Below are 24,200 nucleotides of genomic sequence, written 5' to 3'. Positions count from 1 at the left end.
CGTATTTGGATTTCGTGCGGTCTCCGATAATCCCCATTACCACATCGCTGATTCCATCACTGGAACGGGCAATTAGCATCAATAACCCTACCGCAGCAGGATTGAGACCAAATACATCGGTATAAAATACGATAAGAAAAGTGGCAACACCACGCCACGCTATATTGGCGGCTGCATCACCCAGGGCGTAACCGGCTTTTTCTTTAAGGCTTAGTTTGTGAAGAGTTTCCATTTAACTTTGGGCTAGATATTAAAATCCAGGACTTCTTTCCGGGTTTTTTCATAAACCTCACGACTGAACATATACAACCTGGCCGGTTTATGTGCAACCCCCTTTTGTTTTTCATCAAGAGCTATCAGGTATTTCATTCGGGCGATTTTCTTTCGAAAATTGCGTTTATCCAGTTCAACATCCAAAACCACCTCATATAGCTTCTGAAGCTGGGAAAGTGTAAACTTCTCGGGCAACAATTCAAAACCAATGGGCTCGTGCAATAATTCACGCCTTAAAGCCTGGAGAGCCGATTTTAAAATCACCATATGATCGAAGGCTAAATCTTTAACTTCAGAAACAGGATACCACTTAACATTTCGTCCTTTCCATTTGAGGGTAACATTTTCAGTTGCCAGTAATGAATAATATCCCACCGAGATGATTCGGCTTTCAGGGTCACGTCCACTCGCTCTTAACCATGCCTGATCGTTTGGGCGCTTCAATCTGCCAGGATCACAAAAGGCTCCAAATTGTTTGAGATAAATGTTTTCCAATCCTGTTAAGTCAAATAACACCCTTGCAGCAGCATTTTCCAGACTTTCATTCTCAAATATGTGATTCCCGGTCAAAGTAAGATCAGAGAATAGCTCTTCTCCGTTATTTTCATCCTTTAGCTCCCGATCCACCAGTAACACATTTAGCTTCTCGAAATCAAAGCCAAAAATCACGCAATCCACCGAAATGGTGTTATTCATCACCGTTTTTGTCATGCTTATTTATTAATATTGATGTTTTTATCTTCTTGTTACTTAGTTTTAAGCAAACCACTCTATAATAAGTGTTGTAAAAACACTTATTATATCGCCGCTAATTTAAAAAGGTTTTGCAATAAAAAAAAGAAACAAAGATTCTTAATTAATGTAAACAATACGTTTATTGTATTATATACACTTAGAAGCCTTAAATTACCTTATACTCCGAATCAGACTTGCCAGGCAAAAAACTTCAATTTAAAACAAATCCAAATAGCGACCTCCCTGTCTCATTCTCTCTTCCAAAAACGCTACTCAGCAATCATCGCCAAAAATCCCAACGAACTAAACTTTCCACGACATCCTTAGTTATATTTGCATTACAAATAATCTAAAACAAAAAAGCATCCCGAAACCCAGGATTGCAGAGCAATCAATTATCCGGATGCTGTAAATAATAAAATAAAAAATGGAAAAAAGCCAGATTTACACTAAAACAGGGGACCGGGGCACCACCAGCTTAATTGGAGGCACCAGGGTTCCAAAACATCACTTGCGTCTGGAAGCCTATGGCACAGTAGATGAACTTAACGCCCAAATAGGACTTATCAAGGCCTGGCAAAATGATGAACACACGACTTCTGTTCTCAATAAGATTCAGGAACAATTATTTATGATTGGAGCCTACCTGGCTACTGATGACACCACTTCAGACCTCAGAACAAAACTTAAATGTGATGAGAAAGATATTGAAGTTCTGGAAACAGAAATGGATCAACTTGAGAGTTCTTTGCCTCCACTGAAAAACTTCATTTTACCGGGTGGACATCCTGCTTCTGCTCAATGCCATATCGCCCGTACGGTTTGCAGAAGAGCCGAGCGACGTGTCAATGAGATGGCCACACAAACCGAGGTTGCAACATGGGTAATAAGATACCTGAACCGATTGTCTGATTACTTCTTCGTATTATCCAGGTATTTGTCAAAATATTTCGACAATAATGAAATTCCCTGGAAGCCGGAGTTGTAGGATTGGTTTTTTTTTCTAATTTCGCAGAAAATTGGGAAAGAAATAAAAACAAAATATATTAAAGAGTTAAATTGTATTTGCTATGTATTGGACTCTTGAATTGGCCTCAAAACTTGAAGATGCACCTTGGCCAGCATCTAAAGATGAACTTATTGATTTTGCAATTCGCTCTGGTGCTCCACTTGAAGTAATTGAAAATCTTCAGGAGATTGAAGATGAAGGCGAAGTTTATGAAAGCATCGAAGACATTTGGCCGGATTATCCCAGTAAAGATGACTTCTTTTTTAATGAGGATGAGTATTAATCCGGGTATATGTCATTTTAATTAATTCAAGGGGCCAGAGTTGTATTTGGCCTCTTGTTTTTTTTGCTGAGGAATTAATCCTCAGCTGAAGTGAGGTGCACAAAACTTTTATCAAAACCTAATCAAGACTACGAATAACCCTTTCCCAAGGATTTGTGGTTAGATGATCTATACCCTGAAGCTGACCTTCCCAAATAACATCGTTATTATTCAAAATGATAGTCGCTATAATCGGTCTGTTGACGATCTTCTTCTATCGTCATAAAATCAAAAATAGCTTCATACTCCTGAGGTCTGTATTTCTCCAGCCATAAAAAACCATCAAGCCGCGTAGATTCTTCATCCAGAACAAGCGGGGGATTCATATTACCCGAAGGTTGGGTTCTTAAAATAATGGTTTCAACCTTACGCTCATTTAAAAAAATTGTAAGCTTACTACTCTCTGCGCGATTGACTCCAATTACATACTCCCTGTCTTTGGGGTAATAAACAGTTTGTCCGTTACCATCCACGTCAATGCGATAAAGTTGATTGTCTCTGAAGAAACCAGTCATTAAATTGCCTTTAATCTGATTAAAGTGCAACGTATCTTCAGGAGCAATCAGGAAGGCATTATCAATCATCTCAGCCTTATACAAGGTTTTTTCCCGTGTATAGAGCTTTATTTTGTTAGCAGTCATCTGATTCCCTTGTGCCCAGATAATTGGCTCATGGAAAAAAGTATTGGTACTGTCACGAAAATCATAGACCATTGAATCACATCTTCCCTGAAGATCCCGGCGATAAAACTGAACATGATGAAAAGCTCTTACCAGTTTATTTTCCGGATCATCCTCTATGGGGTCGGCCCTGAGGGTATCTGCATGAAGAAAAAGCGTATCACGTCCGTAAACCTGCTTTAAAACAGCCCTTTTAGTTGCAAGGGCATTTTCGGTTTTTTCATTGTAATATCCATAATCCCCGGTAATGATTACATTATTGGCTGTATCTTCCAACGCCATTGCCGAAAACACTTCTCCAAAGCCATTGTTGCGATCGTAATAAATTGTATCACCCCGGAGCGTCTGCTCTCCCCCATCAATATAATTATTCTTCAGTAAATGGGCTATATCCGTTTTTGTATTGTAAAACCCGAGTTCTGAATAAATGGTATTTTGATCACTTACGATATCTGTGGGCCCAACTATTTCAACAACCTCTGTTTTTGTAAAGTACTTCAGGGTGTCGCTGTACATTTTATAGTCGGGATTCACTAAAACAACACTATCTTTAAAATTCACTTCAGCGGTACGGGGATAGTAAAATCCAAGTCTGCTGGTCAATTGATTTGTTTCGTCAACAATTTTACCCCCGTTGAAATAATAAGCTACATCATTTCTTCGATCATAATCCAGGAACTCTGTAGTCAAAACCACTTTTTTATTAACCAGCTTCACATTCTCGCGAACCTTGGCCAGCTCTTCATCTCCATCGTAATGAAGTCTGTTTCCGTATAGGTGAATAGAATCATTTTGAATCACATGGATGGAGCCAAAAGCATCTACCTTGTTGGAATCGCGATATAAAATAGCGCTGTCACAAAACATTTCAGTATTAAGATGTCGCATTTTCACATCTCCCTTCAATGCCTGCACATTTTTCCCAAGCCGTTTTTCTGCTCCTTCAAGAAAATCAGCATACTCAATAAGAATGGTACTTTTTCCTTCTTTCTTTTGCTGAGCAAATCCCGCGGAGGGAGCAAGAAGAAGGGAAAAAAGAAACAGGAAAAGTAGATTTTCGGAATTCATAAATCTAATGAGACAGCGATACAGGAACAGCATTGGCAATAAAAATCGCATAGTTAAAATTGGACTTCAAAACTCTCTGAAGAAGGCCCACCTTTTTCAGTCTTGTTATTTGACTCAGCCGCGGAAGCTGAGACTGGAAAATATAACCTGTTTTTCAGGTCGGGCTGAAATAAGTAATCAAACCGGATACCCGTTTCTTTAACCTGGTTCCCGTCATCATTTTTATATTTCAATACACAGACCCGGTTTTCAGGAATCATTTTAGCAACGTTTATGCCATTGCGGCAAAGAATAAAGAACCCCGCTTCATCCCCTTTCAAAACATGAGTTTTAACATACCCCGATTGAGGAGCTCTGGTAAGACTTGTAAGAAAATTCTCAGAATCTGACTTTACAACAGGAAAAATACCTCCGCCATCAGCTGCATTTAATACAATCCTTTTATTGGTTTTATTTATCTCAACCCAAACATCAGCACTATCCAGATTGGAAGTATTAATCCCATACAAAAAATCATATCCCCAGCTGATCTTTTCTCTGGAAACGCCCCTTTCTCCCTCCAAAACCTGACTTTCCCGGATAAACGGAATAGAGGGAGAAAACGAATTTCCATTCATCTTACGCACAACCAAACTGGCATCAAATGGATAAGGAGAAACAAAAATGGTATCAAATAAAACAGATTTCTTTACAACTTTATAATCTAATGCTCCCAGATACCCCCGGGCATCGGTTCTAACTGTAAGACCAAAGCCTTGGGGAAAATCAATACTGAACCTTCCAAACTCGTCACTAACAGCATATTTATTGAAATCAGAGGTTTCATCAATGTTTTCCTGGTAAGAAGCAGTGGCAATGATGCGGGCGTGTGGAACCGGTCTACCGGTTGTTTTATCAGCTACGATTCCTTTCCATGAAATATTATATACTTCACGGGCGCAACCTGTCACAACCAACAACCCAACTACGACTGGCAAAAGTTTCCTATAAACTCTCTCCCACATTTATATATTTATTTTATCCACCCCTTAAACTCAAACTCGCAGTTCCGCCACTCACCAGAGAGGGAAATATATGTTTCGTCCTGTTTATTCTTAATCCAGTTGTTAAACGTTTCTTCCCGTTTTTTGTTTTCCAACAGACTTTTAATAGTCTGATAATCATCAACCATATTGGCTTTATGGGGAGGCGTTTTCCTAACTAAACGCACAATCGTATATTGATCTACCCCAAGTCGTTGATCCTTCATCAGAAATGGGTCAGAAATTTCTCCCTGCCCCATCTTTTCCAGAACCTGAGCTATGGATGGTTGAATCTGGGGAAGTTCAAATTTTGTTGACTGGGTTTGAGGATTAATCACGTGGCCACCACTGGCACGAGTGTCTTTATCCATAGAGTACCGCAAAGCAGCATCCTCAAACGAAATCGAGTCTTTTCGAATAAGCGATGCAAGCGAATCGGCAACTTCCCTGGCCTCTTCTTTGGCTTCTCCTGAAGCTTTGGGTTTCAATAGAATATGTCGCACATTAATTCGATCACCCTGCCTGTCAACCAATTGCATTATATGGAAACCAAATTCGGTCTCAACAATCTTTGACACCTTCTCTTTATCTCTTAAATTAAATGCAACCTGGGCAAACTCAGGAACCAGATTGGCCCGGGGGGTCAACCCCAGCTCACCACCGCGGGCAGCACTGTTTGGGTCTTCAGAATAAAGGACAGCTAAAGTAGCAAAATCCCGCCCTTCGCGAACCTGACGTTGAAAATCACGCAAGCGGCTCTTCACTCTGTCAATTTCGTCCCGACTGACCTTAGGTGTAACAGCAATCTTCTGATACTCATATTGAGCCGGCATCTGCGGTAAACTGTCTTTGGGTGTCTCCCTGAAGAAACGACGTATCTCCATGGGGGTCACAGCAATTTCTTTAGTGATTTCCTGACGCATCTGCTGAGTCAGCATCTGATTCCGTACCAACTCACGCTGCTCTTCTTTAATCTTGAGGATTGATTTATTCAACCACTCTTCCAGCTTATCCCTGGAACCGGCACGATTTATAAACGTATTAATCTGCCTGTCAACTGTAGACAACACCTGGTTTTCGCTGACTTCGACACTATCGAGTTTGGCTTGCTCCAACAATAGGTTTTGAATCATCATCTGTTCCAGAATATGACATTTCATATCCCCTGCATATTCCACACCCTGCATAAGGGCCTGCTGATGTTGAAATTCAATATCCGACTTCAAAACAGGCTCATCTCCAATAACAGCAATAACCTGGTCAATAACGTTACTTTGTCCTGTTACAAAAGCGGGAAATAAAAATAGTATTAAAAGGGTCTTTAGCAGATGATTTCTTAATTGCATGCTCGTTAATTTTGGCATAAAGGTAGCACAAGTTTAATAGAAATTAATGATTTTTTTCTGAAGGGCTTCATCATAAAGCTCTTTCTCCAGACTTTTTATATACTCACCTCTTTTCTTGTTAAGAAGAATGGCTCGAATACGATCTTCTACATAACTCAGAGGGGCTGTATTTCCAATTGTCATATAATCGGTCACCAACAAAAAATATCTGAACTGCTCATCGGTGGTTTCATAATACCGATTGTACATCAAAAATCGTTCCTCATTTTTTATCGGTTCCGGCAAGATAGCATTAACCCGTTGAAAAGGAACCCAGGTATCCAGAAAAGAATCAAACATTCTTGCATTTTGAAGACTGTAATTCTCTAATTTCACCAGACTTTCGGAATTGGCAGACCTGCACCATCTTCGCACATCGCCCTGATTCGGGGCACCCATTGGCACTTTTAACAAAAAACCTTTGACAATATTTTCCTGCAGAGTAAAATTATCCTGCATCTGATTATAGTATTCTTCAATCTCCTTATCACTAAGCAATGGAGAATACTTTTGCTCAAGCATTTTTTGCTGATAGATATTTACCAATAAAGAAGTTCGGTATTCATCCAGCAACTGACTTATATCTTTCTCTTCTTCGGTAAGATTAAACTCTGCCTGACGTAAAAAAAGCTTATTACGCACCCACCGGTTAATGTAATCGTCTGCCAGGGCAGCACTATCCTCGTCATTAACATCACGGGGAAGAACCTGATTAAGGTCACTGGAAGTAAGGAGTTCATTTCCTACACGAACAATTTCTCTGCTCCCCCCGTCATCCTCGGCATGCTTGCAAGTGTATAAAAACAATCCAATTCCGGCAGTAATAAGTATTAATATGAATGAGAAACGCTTCATTTAAAACGATTAGACATTTAACAATCTTCTTTACAATGCAAAAATAAGGCTTTGTTTGCTCTGTTACAAACGGTGCTTTCGGGCTCTAAAGTCAAAAAAATAACCCGGGAAAACAAAACTGTTAGCCCGGGTGATATTTGCAATACTTTAAATCAATTATCTTGAGTAATTAGGAGCCTCACGCGTGATGGTTACATCATGAGGATGGCCTTCACTAACACCGGCATTGGTGATACGGGTAAAGCTTGCTCCATGCAGATTCTCCACATTTGAAGCTCCACAATATCCCATTCCTGCACGCAATCCACCAATCAACTGATAAATCACTTCATATAAAGTTCCTTTATAAGGTACCCTTGCTGAAATTCCCTCCGGAACCAGCTTTTTTATATCATCCTCCACATCCTGGAAGTAACGATCTTTAGATCCTTTCTGCATCGCTTCAATGGACCCCATTCCACGGTAGGTTTTAAATTTCCGGCCATTGTAAATAATGGTTTCCCCGGGTGATTCTTCAACTCCGGCAAACAACGAACCAGCCATAACAGAATAAGCACCAGCAGCAATTGCTTTAACAATATCACCACTGTAGCGCAACCCGCCATCGGCAATCAAAGGCACTCCGGTTCCCTTAAGGGCTTTATGAACATCATAAATTGCAGACAATTGAGGAACGCCAACACCTGCAATCACACGTGTTGTACAAATTGACCCGGGGCCAATACCTACTTTCACACCATCGGCTCCTGCATTAACCAGATCTTTCGCAGCTTCAGCAGTAGCGATATTTCCAACGACTATTTCCAGTTCAGGATAACGCCGTTTAGCTTCTTTTAGGGTTTGAAGTACGCCCTTTGAATGTCCATGGGCTGTGTCAATAACAATAGCATCCACATTGGCTTTCACCAAAGCATCAATACGCTCAAAGGTATCAAACGTCACACCCACTCCGGCAGCCACTCTCAAACGTCCCTTTTCATCTTTGCAGGCAAGGGGTTTATCTTTTGCTTTGGTTATATCTTTGTACGTAACCAGGCCAATGAGTTTATTGTCATTATCAACAACCGGCAACTTTTCAATCTTATGACGCTGAAGCAGGTCTACTGCTTTTTCCAGATCTGTAACCTGATTGGTAGTCACCAAATTGTCAGACGTCATTACCTCTTCAATGGCACGGCCGTAGTTCATCTCAAAACGAAGATCCCTGTTGGTAACAATGCCAACAAGGTATCCATATTCATCAACCACAGGAATACCGCCAATTTTGTACTCACTCATTAATGAAAGAGCGTCCTCTACTGTCCGGTCTTTCATGATGGTAATGGGATCATAAATCATCCCGTTTTCTGCTCTTTTTACAACCTCAACCTGTTTGGCTTGCTCCTGTATCGTCATATTCTTATGGATAACGCCAATACCACCTTCCCTGGCAATAGCAATTGCCAAACGGGCTTCGGTAACCGTATCCATAGCTGCCGACACAATGGGGGTCTTCAAAATAATGTTTCGTGAAAAACGGGTTGACAAATCAACCTCACGTGGAAGTACCTCTGAATAAGCAGGAACCAGAAGTACGTCATCAAAAGTCAATCCGTCTGATGCGATTTTGTCCTCGAGAAATGACATGAACTGAAGCTTTAGGTGTTTAAAAATTTTGGCAAAGGTAAGAATTTCTATTTTCTTTTCATTACGTAAGCCCACCTCTTAATAACGATTTTTAATTTTTAATATTAATTTTGCATTCATGACCAACCGCTATCTCGATATTCTTCAACAATACTGGGGCTTTGAGAGGTTCCGCCCACTTCAGGAAGACATTGTCAACTCTGCCGGAGAGGGGCACGATACACTTGCCCTCATGCCAACAGGGGGTGGAAAGTCAATTACATTCCAGGTGCCGGCGCTGGCTCATGAAGGGCTTTGTCTTGTAGTTACTCCGCTTATTGCCTTAATGAAGGATCAGGTTGAAAACCTTAAAAAAAACGGTATTAAAGCTGCAGCCATTCATTCAGGCCTGACTTATCGAGAAATAAAAGTCACTTTTGACAATGCAATGTTTGGAGGAACCAAATTTTTGTATGTTTCACCTGAACGACTTTCCACGGAGCTTTTTCTTGACAAATTACCCGATTTAAATCTCAACCTCATCGCTGTGGATGAAGCCCACTGCATATCTCAATGGGGCTACGACTTCAGGCCATCTTACTTAAAAATAGCAGCCATCAGAGAAATAGTCCCCAATATCCCCATCCTTGCCCTTACAGCCACAGCAACCCCCAGGGTAGTTGAAGACATCATGGAGCGGTTGAATTTCAAAGACGGTCAGTTATTCCAAAAAGATTTTGCCCGTCCCAATCTGGCATACGTTGTAAGGCATTCAGAAGATAAAGAGCAGCAACTCCTGAAAATATTGAAGTCAGTGCCGGGTTCGGCTGTAGTTTACGTTCGAAACAGAAAGAAAACGAAAGAATACGCGTCCTTCCTGCAACAAAATCAGATTAGCGCTGACTATTTTCACGCAGGATTAATTCAAAACACTAAAAACGAACGCCAGGATAGCTGGAAAAAGAATCAAACCAGGGTAATAGTTGCCACCAATGCTTTTGGAATGGGCATCGACAAACCTGATGTCCGACTGGTAGTGCACATGGATGCTCCGGACTCCCTGGAGGCCTACTTTCAGGAAGCCGGACGCGCCGGAAGAGATGGGAAAAAAGCTTTTGCAGTTCTATTGTGGAGTGACAACGACAGGGCAAAACTGAATAAACAGGTGAAATCATCTTTCCCGGAGCCGGAACGCATAAAACGCATCTATGACGCTCTCGGAAATTTTTTTCAATTGCCGGTTGGATCCGGTTTTCAAATGGCATTCGACTTCGACATGGGGAAGTTCTGCAAAGCGTTCAGCTTCAATATTCTGCAAGTATTCAACTCCTTAAAAATATTGCAACGCGCAGGCTACCTCACCTTTACCGAAGAGTTAGATATTCCCTCAAAAGTTATGTTCCTGATGGAAGGCAATGACCTGTATAAATTCCAGGTGGCAAATGCTCCGCTGGATCCTTTCATAAAAGCACTTCTCCGCTCATATACCGGCTTGTTTACTGAATATGCCTCCATTAACGAAGACAGACTGGCTAAAATAACAAATACTGACAAGGACACAATATATCAGGCCTTAATTAAATTAAGCAAAGCCGGGGCTGTTCATTACATCCCTAGAAGAAGGACTCCGCTAATAACTTTCACTCAAACAAGGGAAGAATTGAAATTCGTAAAACTTCCAAATGAAGTATATGCCGATCGCAAACAGCGCTATCTGGAACAGGTGGAATCGGTCATTGCTTATGGAACATCAGATCACATATGCCGGAGCCGATTTCTTCTTAATTATTTTGGACAAAAAAAGACAGGAAATTGTGGCATGTGCGATGTTTGCTTATCACGCAAAAAGACAGGCCTGGACGATGAAACCTTCGAAAAAATTGAAGTTCAAATCAGGGAAATATTAATCAACCAGCCTATGTATCCGGAAATCCTCTCTGATCAATTAAAGTATGATCATCAAAAAATAATGCAAGTGCTTCAATGGCTTGAAGACCATGAGATCATCGGAGAAACCGACAAAGGAGAGTTGGAATGGCTTAAGTAACAATCTTTTCTTCATCTTACTGACATTAAGCACAACATTATCAATATTTATCATTAATTTTGCAGAATTATGCAAACAGACTTTGAACATCCCGTTTATTCAAAAAACGTCATAGAATTTGTTACCGTAGCGAAAGAGTTTTGTGCCTGGCTGGAGAACACTCCAAATCTCCCGAGAAGAGACTTTGTGGAAACCGGACGCAAAATGCTTCCACTGCTTTATATTAAGACCTCCGTATTACCAAAAACGGAAACCTCACTGGAAGATGACTTCCTTGAGAAATTTGTGACTGAAGAGGAATATCAACAGATATTGGGAGCCATTCAGTTTAAGATGGGACCTTACAACGATTATCTTGAGGTTTTTACTGAAGACATGCAAAGAAGTGTGGAACCATTGACAGCAACAATCTCCGAAAACCTGGCGGACATATACCAGGATATTAAGGATTTTCTTATGAGTTACCGCACCGCTGTGACTGAGATTATGAATGATTCTTTGCTGGAACTGGTCAACAATTTTGAGGAATTTTGGGGTCAACGGCTTGTTAACGTATTACGTGCCCTGCATGAAGTGGCTTTCAACGGTGAAAACATTGATGAAGAAGCCGATGAAAAAGACCCTTTGGAAGATAAAAGAAATACTGACGACTGGATGATCTCCAAAATGCAAAAAAACTGGCAAAGCAGCCACAAAGAAGACAGAGAAGAGATATAGGAGGATTTCAGAGTATTGTTAAAAGTGCCATGTAAACAAACATTATTCATTTATAACAGTATACCTCTTTTGATCCTTATACCAAAAACAACAATTTGAATGCAGAAGACCATATCTAAAGACGACATAAAAGAGTTACCTTTAAAACAGTTTGAAGGACCTGTGGTTGTTGTCGAAGATCCCAGCCAGGTTCGGGACATTGTTCATAAACTGCAGAAAAAAGATATCATTGGTTTCGATACTGAGACCAAACCCTCCTTCAAAAAGGGTATCTCACATGACATTTCACTGCTCCAGCTTAGCACTGAGAAGGAGGCATTTCTGTTTCGACTCAATGCAACCGGATTCAATGGCGCATTAACCAGTCTAATGTCAAACCCACAAGTAGTAAAAGTCGGTGTTGGTATTAGAGATGACATCAGAGGCCTGCGTCAGTTAAATGAATTTCAACCAAAAGGGTTTATTGAACTTCAGGATTTGGCCCCACAATATGGGCTGAATGTTTTAAGCCTGAAAAACCTGGCAGGTTTGCTTTTAGGAATAAGAGTTTCCAAAAGACAACGTCTTTCGAACTGGGAGGCTGACCAACTCACCGAAGGACAGATTCTGTATGCTGCAACGGATGCCTGGGCTGCCTTAGAGATCTACAACAAAATGAAACAAATGAAACTCGTTCAATCTGAGACTAAAAACAATAGAAATCAGAAGAGCTCTTAACATCCACGCATTCACATGGAATTTGCAACTATTACATTAAAACCGGGGAAAGAACAAAGTGTACAACGTTTTCACCCTTGGGTGTTCTCAGGAGCCATCAAAGCCGTTAGCGGTGAAATACAAGAGGGCGATGTTGTTGACGTCATGGATCATCAGGGAAACTACCTAGCAACCGGACATTCTCAAATAGGCGCTATCGCTGTAAGGATTTTCTCATTCTCCAAAGTTATTCCCGACCAGGATTTCTGGACAAAAAAAATAAAAAATGCCCTGGAATTACGAAATCAGGCAGGCTTAACGGATTGTGATCAAACCAATGCCTTCCGTCTGATATACGCTGAAGGCGATGGCATTCCGGGACTGATTGTAGATATGTACAATGGCACTGCAATCATGCAAATTCATACCGTGGGTATGTATCTCATCAAAGAAATACTTTGCGAGGCATTAAAAACCGTTCTTGGAGATAAACTAAAAGCCATTTACAACAAATCAGAAGGAGCGATGCCTTTTAAAGCGGAGGTGCAACCGGAAAATGGGTTTCTTTGGGGCAAAACCACCGATAAAACAGCTCTTGAAAACGGGCTCCTCTTTAATGTAGATTACGAAAAAGGACAAAAAACCGGATTCTTTCTGGACCAACGTGAAAACAGGGCACTATTGGAAAGATACAGCCAAGGGAAAAAAGTATTAAACTTGTTCTGTTACACCGGAGGTTTTTCTTTTTATGCCCTCAGGGGCGGAGCTGAATTGGTACATTCGGTTGACAGCTCTGAAAGGGCCATTGAACTGACCAATGAAAATGTCCATCTGAATTTCCCTGAAGAAGGCAGGCACAAAGCATTTGCAGAAGACGCTTTCAAGTTTCTGAATAAAAGCAAGGAAGAATACGATTTGATTATTCTTGATCCTCCTGCCTTTGCCAAGCATCAAAATGTGGTTCCAAATGCCCTTCAGGGTTATCGAAAATTAAATGCCAAAGCCATTAGACAAATTAAGCCAGGTGGTATTATCTTTACATTTTCCTGTTCGCAGGTAATCACACGTGATGCTTTCAGGAAGGCCGTATTTACGGCAGCAGCAAAATCAGGCCGACATGTCCGCATCATTCACCAGATGGAACAGCCTGCCGACCATCCTGTAAACATTTACCATCCTGAGAGCGAGTATCTCAAAGGATTGGTAATATATGTCGAATAAACTAAAACACACATAACTTGAAATTTACTGAATTCGGTTTTTCACAAGAAGTAATAGAAGGACTTGAGGCTATGCGCTTTGAAAAAGCGACCCCTGTCCAGGTAGCCACCATTCCTCCCATCATGAACGGGAAGGATATGATTGCCTGTGCCCAAACCGGTACAGGAAAAACAGCCGCCTATCTGCTTCCTGTCCTCGATCGTCAGGTTCAATCCAACTCTGAGGGTCTTAATACGCTTGTTTTGGTACCAACCCGCGAACTGGCCATGCAGATTGATCAACAAATGGAAGGATTTGGATACTTTCTTCCAATCACTTCCATTGCTGTCTACGGCGGTAACGATGCTGATCTCTGGAATCGCCAAAAAACGGCACTTACAAAAGGAGCCAATGTGATTATTGCCACTCCCGGACGCCTCATACAGCATTTGAGCATGGGGTATGTTAAGATGGACAGTTTGAAGCACCTTATCCTTGACGAAGCAGACCGTATGCTGGACATGGGATTTTATGAGGACATCATGCAAATTGTTTCTTATCTGCCCAAAAAGCGTCAAACCCTGATGTTCTCAGCCACTATGCCTAAGAAAATAAGAGACATGGCCCGTGAGCTATTGGCAGAGTTCGAAGAAGTAAACATTGCCCTTTCCAAACCTGCTGAAGGAATTTTACAAGGGGCTTACGTGGTATACGAAAATCAGAAAATACCTTTGGTAAACAGCTTACTTAAAGGCAAAGATCTCAAGAGTATCATTGTTTTCTCTTCAACCAAGCAAAAAGTAAAAGACATTCACCGGTCTCTGCGCCAAAATGGCTTTAACTCACAGGCCATTCACTCCGACTTGGATCAGAAAGAGCGTACCGAAGTGATGCGTGAATTCCGGAACCGTAACATCCAGATTCTTGTGGCCACAGATATTGTTGCCCGCGGTATTGATGTAGTGGGAATTGACCTGGTTATTAACTTTGATGTACCCAATGATGCTGAAGATTATGTACACCGCGTGGGACGAACAGCAAGGGCCGAATCTACCGGAGTGGCACTTACTTTTATCTCAGACAGGGATCAAAGTGATTTTCAAAAAATTGAAGATTTAATAGAAACCAAAATTATTAAAATCCCACCTCCACCTGAAGTTGGAGAAGGCCCGGAATACAATCCGAAACAAAGAAATTTCAAAGGTAAGCCCCGGAAAAATTTTAAAAAGAAAAACAGAAAATAATTATACCGGGGAAGAGAGACTCTCATTTTTATTTCGACAACTCATTTGTATGCAAACTATTTCAACCCTAGTTGCTGAACAAACCGGCATATCATTTCAACAAGTTAGAAATACCATTGAGCTCCTTGACGAAGGAGCTACCATTCCTTTTATCAGCCGTTACCGAAAAGAAAGAACCGGTAGCCTGGATGAAGTAGCCATTGCTTCTGTAAAGGAATCTTACGATAAATTTTTGGAGATTGAAAAACGTAAAGCAACGATTCTTAAGACCATCGAAGAGCAAGACCAACTAACTGATGAGCTTAAGGAAAAAATAAACAATTGCTTTGATGCCACCGAACTGGAAGACATCTATCTCCCTTATAAGCCTAAACGAAAAACCAGAGCTTCCAAAGCTAAAGAACTGGGCCTCGAACCACTTGCAAAAATCATGATGAAGCAGCACGAGAGAGACATTGAAACTCGTGCAGAATCGTTTGTCAATGATGATGTTGAAGATATTAACGTTGCGCTTCAGGGGGCAAGAGATATCATTGCAGAATGGGTCAACGAGAATCAGGTCGCCCGTGAAATTGTCAGAAACAGTTACACCCAAAAAGCCGTCATCGTTGCCAAACTGGTAAAAGGAAAAGAAGAAGAAGGTGCAAAGTACCGAGACTACTTTGAATGGAGCGAACCCTTGAAAAAATGTCCTTCACACCGATTCCTGGCAATGCAAAGAGGTGAAAAAGAAGGATTTTTAAAAATTGGAGCTGCACCCGATCCGGAAGAAGTGCTGCCACGATTAAAAAGGTTCTTTGTAAAAGGCCAAACCTCAGCTTCTGATCAGGTGGAAGATGCAGTAGAAGATTCATATAAAAGATTGCTATCGCCATCCATCGAAAATGAGACATTAGCGGCGTTTAAAGAGAAAGCCGATGAAGAAGCCATTCGCGTTTTTAGCGAAAACCTTCGTCAGTTGCTTTTAGCTCCGCCTTTGGGGCAAAAAAGAGTGCTGGCCATCGATCCGGGCTATCGCACAGGCTGCAAGGTAGTCTGTCTGGACGCACAGGGAGAACTCTTGCACAATGAAACCATCTACCCACACCCACCGCAAAAGGAAATGGGAAAAGCAAAGAAGAAGCTGGATTCACTGGTGGATGCCTATAAAATAGAAGCCATTGCCATTGGTAACGGAACAGCCTCCCGTGAAACAGAAGCCTTTGTCAGAGGAACTAAATTCAACCGGGATATTCAGGTTTTTGTGGTGAGTGAAGACGGAGCATCAGTTTACAGTGCCAGCAAGACTGCCCGCGAGGAATTTCCTCAATATGATGTAACTGTGAGAGGTTCTGTTTCCATTGGCCGCAGGCTGATGGATCCTCTTGCCGAGCTCGTTAAAATAGATCCCAAATCTATAGGTGTCGGTCAATATCAACACGATGTGGATCAAACCAAACTAAAAGATGCCCTCGATCGGGTGGTGGAATCCGCTGTAAATTCAGTTGGAGTAAATCTTAATACATCAAGTTATCACTTGTTGACATATGTTTCCGGACTTGGGCCTTCTCTGGCTAAAAACATCGTGGCTTATCGAAACGAAAACGGCGCCTTTGAAAGCAGAAAAGCCCTCAAAAAAGTACCCCGACTCGGTGCAAAGGCCTTTGAGCAAGCTGCCGGCTTCTTAAGAATCACCGATCCTAAAAACCCTTTGGATAATACAGCCGTCCACCCGGAATCTTATCCTGTGGTGGAACAAATGGCCAAAGACCTGGAATGCAAAATAACCGACCTTATCAGTGATAAAAGCCTGAGAGGGAAAATTAATCTCAACAAATATCTATCCGATGAGATAGGAATGCCCACGCTTCAGGACATTATGGAAGAACTTGAAAAACCGGGCAGGGATCCGCGCCAAACGATCAAGGTTTTTGAATTTGCCAAAGATATTTACTCCATTGACGACCTCAAACCCGGCATGAAGCTTCCGGGGATTGTCACCAATATCACCAATTTTGGAGCTTTTGTTGATGTAGGAGTAAAGCAGGATGGGCTTGTTCATATTTCACAACTGGCCGATCGGTTCATTTCCAATCCGGCTGATGTTGTGAAGCTGCATCAACATGTTGAGGTAACTGTTTTGGAAGTGGATGTGGCCAGGAAAAGGATTCAACTTTCAATGAAAAGTTAAATACCCTTGGGCTGTTTCGGATTTGCGAAACAGCCTTTTTTATAATTCTGAAAAGAAATGTGAGATCCTCTTCCTCATTATTACCTCTTTTCGTTGCATTCCCCCTCAAAATCATATTTTTCAGTAATTGCTATATTTGTACATATTTACCAAACCAAATACGTCCAACTATGAAAGAATTAGCCAATATTCTTACTCAGATTGATGCAATGATCGGGGGTTCAGCCTGGTTTGTTTACCTGCTGTTGGGAACAGGAATATTCTTCACCATTTACCTGGTTTTTCCTCAAATTCGCTTTTTTAAATACGCCATAAAGATTGTTCGTGGCAAATTTGACCGCGAAGGGGACAAAGGAGATACCAGTCACTTTCAGGCGCTTACAACAGCGCTTTCAGGAACAGTGGGAACCGGAAACATTGCCGGAGTGGCATTGGCATTGCACCTGGGCGGCCCGGCAGCTTTGTTTTGGATGTTGGTAACAGCATTAATCGGGATGACCACAAAATTTGTGGAGGTCACGCTTTCACATAAGTACAGAGAAACAACTTCGGATGGCACCATTAGCGGCGGACCAATGTACTATATGAAAAAAAGGTTGAACCTGAGACTTCCATCAGGAAAGCTCCTCAAGACAGGAAGCCTGATGGCCGGAATTTTTGCGGTAGCCACGATATTTTCCTCCTTCGGTACCGGAAACCTGCCTCAAATCAACAGCATTTCGAACTCTTTATTTGAGACTTTTGAGATCCCTCACCTTATAACAGGCGCCGTATTAAGCGTTTTGCTTGGTTTTGTGATTGTTGGTGGAATCAAAAGAATTGCCAAAGTCACTCAGACATTGGTTCCGACTATGGCCATTCTTTATTTTCTGGGAGCACTTCTTGTAATTATCTTTAACTATGAAAACATCATTCCCTCCATTAAATCGATTGGTGCAGGTATTTTTTCAGGTAGTTCAGCAACAGGGGGATTCTTAGGTGCTTCAGTAGCCTTTGCCTTCAACCGCGGAGTTAACAGGGGGTTGTTCTCCAATGAAGCCGGACAGGGGTCTGCGCCTATTGCCCACGCCGCAGCAAGAGCCCATGAACCGGTATCTGAAGGTTTAGTTGCCCTGCTAGAGCCATTCATTGATACAATCATCATTTGCATGCTTACCGGATTAACACTTTTGGCATCCGGAGTCTGGAGCGAGAAATATGAGAACCGTTTTCAAATGGCAGACATGGAAATCCTTCAGGGGAGCTATACCGACAGTGATCGGCAACTACTTTCTAAGCATTTAACAGGCAAAGAAACTCTTCCCCTCTTCTCGGGAGAATTGGAAGTAAAAGAAGGAAAAATCTCTGATGAATTAACCATCATCCATGCACGATCAGTAGCAGAAGATGTAAAATTCCTCAAAGATGAATCATTATTCACCGGTAGGCTGAATGTCGAAAATGGACACCTGTTGGATTCAGATGAAATTAACATCAGCGGGAAGTCACTGCTGCACAGTGCCCCCCTGACTACGGTTGCGTTCTCTAAAAGCTGGTTGGGTGAATATGGGAAATACATTGTTTCCATCGGACTGTTGCTGTTCGCTTTTTCAACAGCAATTTCATGGTCTTATTACGGAAGCCGGGCTGTTACATTTCTATTCGGTCTTAAAGGGGTTATTTGGTATAAAGGGCTGTACATTATTGGGTTCTTTTTGGCCTCCTTCACCGACACCACTATAGTCTGGATCTTTTCGGGAATTACCATTGCACTGATGACCATCCCCAACCTTTTGGGACTGCTTTTCCTTCACAGAGAGGTCAAACAGGAGGTTAAGAGCTTCTGGAAAGAATACAATGAAAGTTTTCCTGATGAAAATGCCCCAACCTATTAAAGCCGGAAAATCCTTGACAGATATTATCTTTGCCGTTCGGATGATTCAAAACCACTTAATTTAAATTGGGCATGGTATCTTTAACGGTAATAGGTTTATTTGTTGTTGGCATTGGTATTGGTATTATTTTCCGTAAAAGTGAATTTTTCCTTAAAGTCACTGAAAAACTTGTTGCCATTGCAGTTTTTGCGTTGTTGTTTTTCCTGGGTGTTTCTGTTGGGTCAGATCCACGGATTGTAAACAACATTAGCATTTTAGGATGGCAGGCTGTTCTTCTTAGTTCAGGAGCAATTATCGGCAGTCTTTTGCTGGCAAGGTTAATGGCCTCCTTCTTCCGAAAAAAAGAGGTTTCTGCCAATAAACAGGAGAGGACAAACACGACCATAGGTTCAAGACTAATGCAAATGCTCAGGAACCAGAGTTTATGGATCTTGTTGTTTTTTGCTGCAGGTATTATTCTTTCAGTTTACGAAATCACACCCCGTTTTCTGGGACATGAAGATGTTTCCACCGCAACCCTTTATACCATGATGATATTCGTGGGATCAGGCATCGGATCAGACCCAAGGGCTTTGGACATTTTAAAGCAAACCAGTTTTCATATCCTTATTGTACCGGTTATTGTCATTGTGGGGAGTATTGGTGGCAGCTTGATTATTGCTCAGTTTCTGGACAATGTTAACTCTGCAAACGGAATGGCTGTGGGGGCAGGATTTGGATACTATTCTCTGTCAGCCATTATTATTGGCAAAATTAGCGGAGGAGAAATGGGCGTGATTGCTCTTCTTTCTAATATCTTCCGGGAAGTATTTACTCTTGTGGCTGCCCCTCTTGTAGTTAAATGGTTTGGTCAACTGGGAGCTATTGTTTCAGGGGGTGCAACGGCCATGGACACCACTTTACCGGTAATAATAAAAGCCACAGGCAAAGAGTATGCTGTTATTAGTATTTTCAGTGGAATTATTCTTTCAGTATTGGTGCCGGTATTGGTACCCCTTTTACTGGGCAACTAGTTGATCTCTTTGATCCAGTTATCACTTACAATAGATCGTTAACCCCAAAGCTTCGGTATAGATAGGGCCCGCTAAAAAAGTCAAAAGAGCAGAATTTACAAACCGCCCCAATCGAAGGAGTATCTAAATACTTTGAGGTTGGGACGGTAAAGTAAATTTTGTTCTTTTGATTAGCCGTTTACTTGTATACAGGTGTAAAGGAATACGAGTATGCTGTGAAATAACCTTGCGCCTGCTAACTTTTTGATAAACTTTAATATTTTACATAGTTAACGAAATACGCGTTTTTCAGCACGCCCTAGATAAAGAACATGCCATATTGTACTGATAATATGAGCTTCAACCCGAACACATCTTTAATTACAAGCACTTGATATTTAATGCCTTACGCGAGCCCAGGCACGTATTAACAATCAAAGAAGATAAATTTTTTAAGAGAAAACTAAGCGAGTACTTTTTCCTCATTCACAAGATCGCTTTCAATCACACCGTCTCGAAGGCGTACAATCCTTTCCGCATGCTGCGCGATATCTTCTTCGTGGGTTACTAAGACAATGGTATTTCCTTCCTGATGAATGCGATCAAACAAACGCATAATGTCCACTGAGGTTTTACTATCCAGATTCCCGGTAGGCTCATCAGCCAGAATTAATGAAGGATTGTTAACCAGGGCACGTGCCACCGCCACACGCTGGCGCTGTCCGCCGGACAACTCATTAGGTTTATGATCCATCCTGTCAGCCAGACCTACATTTACCAATGCTTCTTTTCCTTTCTCGTTTCTCTCATCCTTCAAAACACCACCATAAATCAATGGCAAAACCACATTGTCAAGTGCTGTATATCGGGGCAACAAGTTAAAAGTCTGAAAAACAAATCCGATTTCCCGGTTCCTGATTTCTGCAAGTTTATCGTCACTCAGATGACTGACGTCGGTTCCATTTAACACATACCGCCCCATGGTTGGTGTATCCAATGCCCCAATCAGATTCATAAGGGTGGATTTCCCTGAACCTGAAGGTCCCATTATCGCTACATACTCGCCCTTTTTGATGGATAAAGAAACACCATTGAGGGCTTTCACGGTTTGAGTGCCTACGGCATAATGTTTTTGAAGATTCTCAAGAAAAATGATTGTTGACTCCATTCAGCAAGTTTTATTTGGCTGTTTTTTTTAGATCGGTGAGACTATAAATGGTTTAACCATCAAGGAAGATAAGATCAACAACACTGCAATGCATCAATGTCTGATAACATAATGCTGTTTGGTACATTCCTTTCTGAAGAATACAACGCCTATACGGTAAAGGTCGAGGGAAACTGTTACTTTTGGATGAGCTGCAATAACATCCCAGGCTTCCTCCATCGCCTCCGACCAGTGAATATCATCAAATACAAAAACGGAATCGTTGTGAACTTTTGAGAGGCACATTTTAAAATAGCTCAAGGTAGGTTTGTAACGGTGATCACCATCAAAAAAGACAAAATCCAGTTTATCTGTTTTGGCCAACTCCGCAGGCAACGCCTTTTCAAATGCTCCGTTAACGACATTAACATTCTTTACCTCCACAGTTTCAAAGAGATTCTGTGCAACACGGCAAAGCAGAGGATTTCCTTCAATGGTGGTTACCCGACTCCGTGAGTCAGGCAAAGCCAGAAAAAGCGTACCGTAGCCCGTTCCTGTTCCTAGTTCAAGAATATTGCGTGCTTCAAAATGATTGATCAACCTGAAAATAAACTGTCCATAAAATGTCGGGATGCTGCCCTGTCGTACAATTTTACAGACTTTCTTCCGGGGACTACTATCAACGGATGATGCACCCATCGTTTTACCCCCCACCTGTTCTTTCGACTTCAGAAGCATTTCCAGGGCAGCGTCTGTTTTCTTAAAAGCGTAAAAAGGCGTCTTCTCGAAAAGCAGTTCGCTAACCACGAAAAAAACAAAGGGAGAATGAATTCTATGTCCCTTCCAATACCCGGATTTAAAGAAATATTTTAAAAGGCTTCCAGCCCGGTAAAAAAAACACTTGATGTCCAACTCTGAAAAAATCTTTGGTTATTAGGCGTCAAAGATTGCAAAAATAAAGGCATGCTGCAAAATAAATTAATCAACCCAGGATACAACCGGGATTTGTTTGCAAAGAAGGATTGGATTATTTTTGGAGCCTCATATGTCAGATCTCGCAACACATAATATAATGTATCTTCAGGGAGTTGGCCCTAAAAGAGCTGAAACCCTGAAGAAGGAACTTAGGATAGTTTCTTATGAAGACCTGCTGTACCACTTTCCCTACAAGTATGTGGACAGAAGCCGGTTTTACACCATCGGGGAAATCACTGGCGATATGCCTTATATTCAGCTTAAAGGTCAGGTCACCTCGTTAAAAACAGTTGGAGAGGGGCGCGGAAAGAGGATGGTGGGAACCTTCAACGATGGCACAGGTATAATTGAACTGGTGTGGTTTAAGGGCATAAAATACATTAAAGGACAAATTAAACCTGACGAGACCTACATCCTTTTTGGCAAACCGTCCCGTTTTAATAATACCATTAATGTGGTACATCCCGAACTGGAGAAAGAACCCAATGGGAAAGGTAGCTTCATTGCCGGTCTTCAGCCTTTTTACAATACCACAGAGAAGATGAAAAGCAGCTATCTGACTTCGCGGGCTATTTTCAAGCTGGTTCAGAATGTTTTTCAATCTTACACTTCAGTCATTCCCGAGACACTTCCTGCTCACATCACCGGGCAACTAAAGCTCATGAAACTTAATCAGGCCCTTCGAACCATTCACATGCCCCCCAACTCGGAAGAACTTCAGAAAGCTTCTTTCCGTCTAAAGTTTGAAGAACTGTTTTACATTCAATTAAACATTCTGAGGCTGCGCAATCAAAGAACGTATAATTTAAAAGGACATATATTCTCAAGGGTTGGAGATTTCTTCAATCAGTTTTACTCGCAAAATCTGCCTTTTGAACTCACCAATGCACAAAAAAGGGTAATTAAGGAGATTCGAAAGGACATGGGCAGCGGGCACCAAATGAATCGGTTGCTCCAGGGAGACGTAGGAAGCGGCAAAACACTGGTGGCATTAATGGTGATGCTGATTGCCATTGACAATAAATATCAAACCTGCCTGATGGCTCCTACAGAGATATTGGCGACTCAGCATTTTGAAACCATCTCGGAAATGCTCAAAGGCATTGATGTAAACATCGGATTGCTGACAGGATCTACAAAAAAGGCCGCCAGAAATCAACTCCATGCAGATCTGCAATCCGGCAAACTAAATATTTTGATTGGAACGCATGCTCTTATTGAAGACAACGTTCAGTTCAACAATCTGGGTCTGGTGGTCATTGATGAGCAACATCGGTTTGGTGTGGCCCAGCGCGCCAGACTCTGGAAAAAGAACCTCTCCCCGCCCCATGTTTTGGTGATGACGGCCACTCCTATCCCACGAACATTGGCCATGACCACCTACGGAGATCTGGATGTATCTATTATAGACGAGTTACCTCCCGGCAGAAAGCCCATTCAAACTTCGCATGTTTATCACAAAAAGCGACTTGGAGTCAATAAGTTTGTCAAAGAGCAAATTGAGGCAGGCCGTCAGGTTTATGCAGTATACCCGCTTATCGAGGAATCCGAAAAAATGGATTTCAAAAACCTCACCGACGGCTATGAGTATATTCAGGAGGTCTACCCCAATTACAATGTTTCAATGGTGCATGGCAAGATGAAACCCGCAGAAAAAGATGCGGCCATGCAGGAATTTGCATCCGGGAAATCACAAATTCTGGTTTCAACAACTGTTATTGAGGTAGGCGTAAATGTACCCAACGCCTCGGTAATGATCATTGAAAGTGCCGAGCGCTTTGGTTTATCTCAGCTACATCAGCTCAGGGGAAGAGTTGGCCGTGGAGCCGATCAAAGCTATTGCATATTAATGACTGGCTACAAACTATCCAACGAGACAAGAAAGCGCATGGAGATCATGACACAAACCAATGATGGTTTTGAAATTGCTGAAGCTGATATGAAACTTCGTGGCCCGGGCGATTTGGAAGGCACACAACAATCGGGATTGCCTTTTGAATTAAAAATTGCCAATCTTGGCAAAGACAGCAGGATTCTTCATATGGCCAGAAATGTTGCTCAAGATGTTCTTAAAAACGATCCGCTTCTGGAAAAACAAGACAATGCTATTCTCAAACGGCAGCTTAAAAGGCTGGCACAACAGAAAATGAACTGGGCCATGATCAGTTAAAACAATACTCTACT

The 24,200-nt window shown here is 41.7% G+C and carries 20 protein-coding genes; 11 read left to right on the top strand and 9 right to left on the bottom strand.

Translation table 11 applies throughout. The annotated features are described in order from the left end of the window. Together DDZ16_RS15200 and DDZ16_RS15195 are read right to left on the bottom strand one after the other, a co-directional pair. Positions 1-232 (bottom strand): MFS transporter (locus DDZ16_RS15200; RefSeq protein WP_198416733.1); only part of this gene is annotated, 232 nt, incomplete at its 3' end. An 11-nt stretch (positions 233-243) separates the two neighbouring features. After that, complete coding sequence (locus tag DDZ16_RS15195) at positions 244-984, bottom strand: NUDIX hydrolase (RefSeq protein WP_109265337.1); 741 nt, start codon at positions 982-984, stop codon at positions 244-246. Between the two features lie 451 nt (positions 985-1,435). On the opposite strand from DDZ16_RS15195, the gene DDZ16_RS15190 reads away from it, so the two are divergent. Both DDZ16_RS15190 and DDZ16_RS15185 read left to right on the top strand, forming a co-directional pair. Further along, the gene (locus DDZ16_RS15190) at positions 1,436-1,996 is read left to right on the top strand and encodes a cob(I)yrinic acid a,c-diamide adenosyltransferase (protein ID WP_109265336.1); all 561 of its coding nucleotides are present in this window, start codon (positions 1,436-1,438) and stop codon (positions 1,994-1,996) included. Between the two features lie 82 nt (positions 1,997-2,078). Beyond that, positions 2,079-2,300 (top strand): DUF2795 domain-containing protein, encoded by a 222-nt coding sequence (locus DDZ16_RS15185; protein ID WP_109265335.1) that lies wholly within the window; start codon positions 2,079-2,081, stop codon positions 2,298-2,300. A gap of 206 nt (positions 2,301-2,506) precedes the next feature. Here DDZ16_RS15185 and DDZ16_RS15180 read toward each other — a convergent pair whose 3' ends face one another. From DDZ16_RS15180 to guaB, 5 genes are all read right to left on the bottom strand, one after another. After that, on the bottom strand, positions 2,507-4,087 hold the full coding sequence (locus DDZ16_RS15180; protein ID WP_109265334.1) for an OstA-like protein: 1,581 nt from the start codon (positions 4,085-4,087) through the stop codon (positions 2,507-2,509). 53 nt (positions 4,088-4,140) lie between these two features. Continuing rightward, positions 4,141-5,091, bottom strand: a complete 951-nt coding sequence (locus DDZ16_RS15175) for a carboxypeptidase-like regulatory domain-containing protein (protein ID WP_198416732.1) — start codon at positions 5,089-5,091, stop codon at positions 4,141-4,143. Positions 5,092-5,099: 8 nt separating this feature from the next. After that, positions 5,100-6,455 carry a peptidylprolyl isomerase gene (locus tag DDZ16_RS15170; protein ID WP_109265333.1) on the bottom strand — a complete coding sequence of 452 codons (1,356 nt, stop codon included), beginning with the start codon at positions 6,453-6,455 and terminating at the stop codon, positions 5,100-5,102. A gap of 33 nt (positions 6,456-6,488) precedes the next feature. After that, positions 6,489-7,349: a hypothetical protein gene (locus tag DDZ16_RS15165; protein ID WP_232526737.1), complete on the bottom strand. Its 861-nt coding sequence runs from the start codon at positions 7,347-7,349 to the stop codon at positions 6,489-6,491. Positions 7,350-7,505: 156 nt separating this feature from the next. Beyond that, positions 7,506-8,975, bottom strand: coding sequence for an IMP dehydrogenase (gene guaB / locus DDZ16_RS15160; RefSeq protein ID WP_109265343.1), 1,470 nt, complete (start codon positions 8,973-8,975; stop codon positions 7,506-7,508). Positions 8,976-9,093: 118 nt separating this feature from the next. Here guaB and DDZ16_RS15155 point away from each other — a divergent pair, with 118 nt between their 5' ends. The 8 genes from DDZ16_RS15155 to DDZ16_RS15120 all read left to right on the top strand — a co-directional run bounded on the left by DDZ16_RS15155 (position 9,094) and on the right by DDZ16_RS15120 (position 19,915). Continuing rightward, positions 9,094-11,001: a RecQ family ATP-dependent DNA helicase gene (locus DDZ16_RS15155; protein WP_109265332.1), complete on the top strand. Its 1,908-nt coding sequence runs from the start codon at positions 9,094-9,096 to the stop codon at positions 10,999-11,001. A 69-nt stretch (positions 11,002-11,070) separates the two neighbouring features. Beyond that, complete coding sequence (locus DDZ16_RS15150; RefSeq protein ID WP_109265331.1) at positions 11,071-11,718, top strand: DUF5063 domain-containing protein; 648 nt, start codon at positions 11,071-11,073, stop codon at positions 11,716-11,718. Positions 11,719-11,817: 99 nt separating this feature from the next. Further along, a complete protein-coding gene (locus tag DDZ16_RS15145) occupies positions 11,818-12,435 on the top strand; it encodes a 3'-5' exonuclease (RefSeq protein WP_109265330.1) in 618 nt (205 codons plus the stop codon). Positions 12,436-12,450: 15 nt separating this feature from the next. Beyond that, positions 12,451-13,635, top strand: a complete 1,185-nt coding sequence (locus DDZ16_RS15140) for a class I SAM-dependent rRNA methyltransferase (RefSeq protein ID WP_109265329.1) — start codon at positions 12,451-12,453, stop codon at positions 13,633-13,635. 17 nt (positions 13,636-13,652) lie between these two features. Beyond that, positions 13,653-14,858, top strand: coding sequence for a DEAD/DEAH box helicase (locus DDZ16_RS15135; protein ID WP_109265328.1), 1,206 nt, complete (start codon positions 13,653-13,655; stop codon positions 14,856-14,858). A gap of 49 nt (positions 14,859-14,907) precedes the next feature. Then, entirely contained in the window at positions 14,908-17,028 is a 2,121-nt protein-coding gene (locus DDZ16_RS15130; RefSeq protein ID WP_109265342.1) for a Tex family protein, read from the top strand. A 170-nt stretch (positions 17,029-17,198) separates the two neighbouring features. Next, positions 17,199-18,902: an alanine/glycine:cation symporter family protein gene (locus DDZ16_RS15125; protein ID WP_109265327.1), complete on the top strand. Its 1,704-nt coding sequence runs from the start codon at positions 17,199-17,201 to the stop codon at positions 18,900-18,902. A gap of 71 nt (positions 18,903-18,973) precedes the next feature. Continuing rightward, positions 18,974-19,915: a lysine exporter LysO family protein gene (locus DDZ16_RS15120; protein WP_109265326.1), complete on the top strand. Its 942-nt coding sequence runs from the start codon at positions 18,974-18,976 to the stop codon at positions 19,913-19,915. Between the two features lie 442 nt (positions 19,916-20,357). Here the strand turns inward: DDZ16_RS15120 and DDZ16_RS15115 are convergent, their stop codons facing one another. Both DDZ16_RS15115 and DDZ16_RS15110 read right to left on the bottom strand, forming a co-directional pair. After that, positions 20,358-21,062, bottom strand: coding sequence for an ABC transporter ATP-binding protein (locus DDZ16_RS15115; protein WP_109265325.1), 705 nt, complete (start codon positions 21,060-21,062; stop codon positions 20,358-20,360). A gap of 93 nt (positions 21,063-21,155) precedes the next feature. Next, entirely contained in the window at positions 21,156-21,953 is a 798-nt protein-coding gene (locus DDZ16_RS15110; protein ID WP_109265324.1) for an O-methyltransferase, read from the bottom strand. A gap of 97 nt (positions 21,954-22,050) precedes the next feature. Here DDZ16_RS15110 and recG point away from each other — a divergent pair, with 97 nt between their 5' ends. Continuing rightward, positions 22,051-24,186 carry an ATP-dependent DNA helicase RecG gene (recG, locus tag DDZ16_RS15105; RefSeq protein WP_232526735.1) on the top strand — a complete coding sequence of 712 codons (2,136 nt, stop codon included), beginning with the start codon at positions 22,051-22,053 and terminating at the stop codon, positions 24,184-24,186. Positions 24,187-24,200: the final 14 nt, after the last annotated feature.

The organism is Marinilabilia rubra (assembly GCF_003121985.1).
In the GTDB taxonomy this organism is placed as follows: Bacteria; Bacteroidota; Bacteroidia; order Bacteroidales; family Marinilabiliaceae; genus Marinilabilia; species Marinilabilia rubra.
The sequence above is the reverse complement of the archived record's forward strand: the minus strand, read 5'-3'. Positions and strand labels throughout refer to the sequence as shown.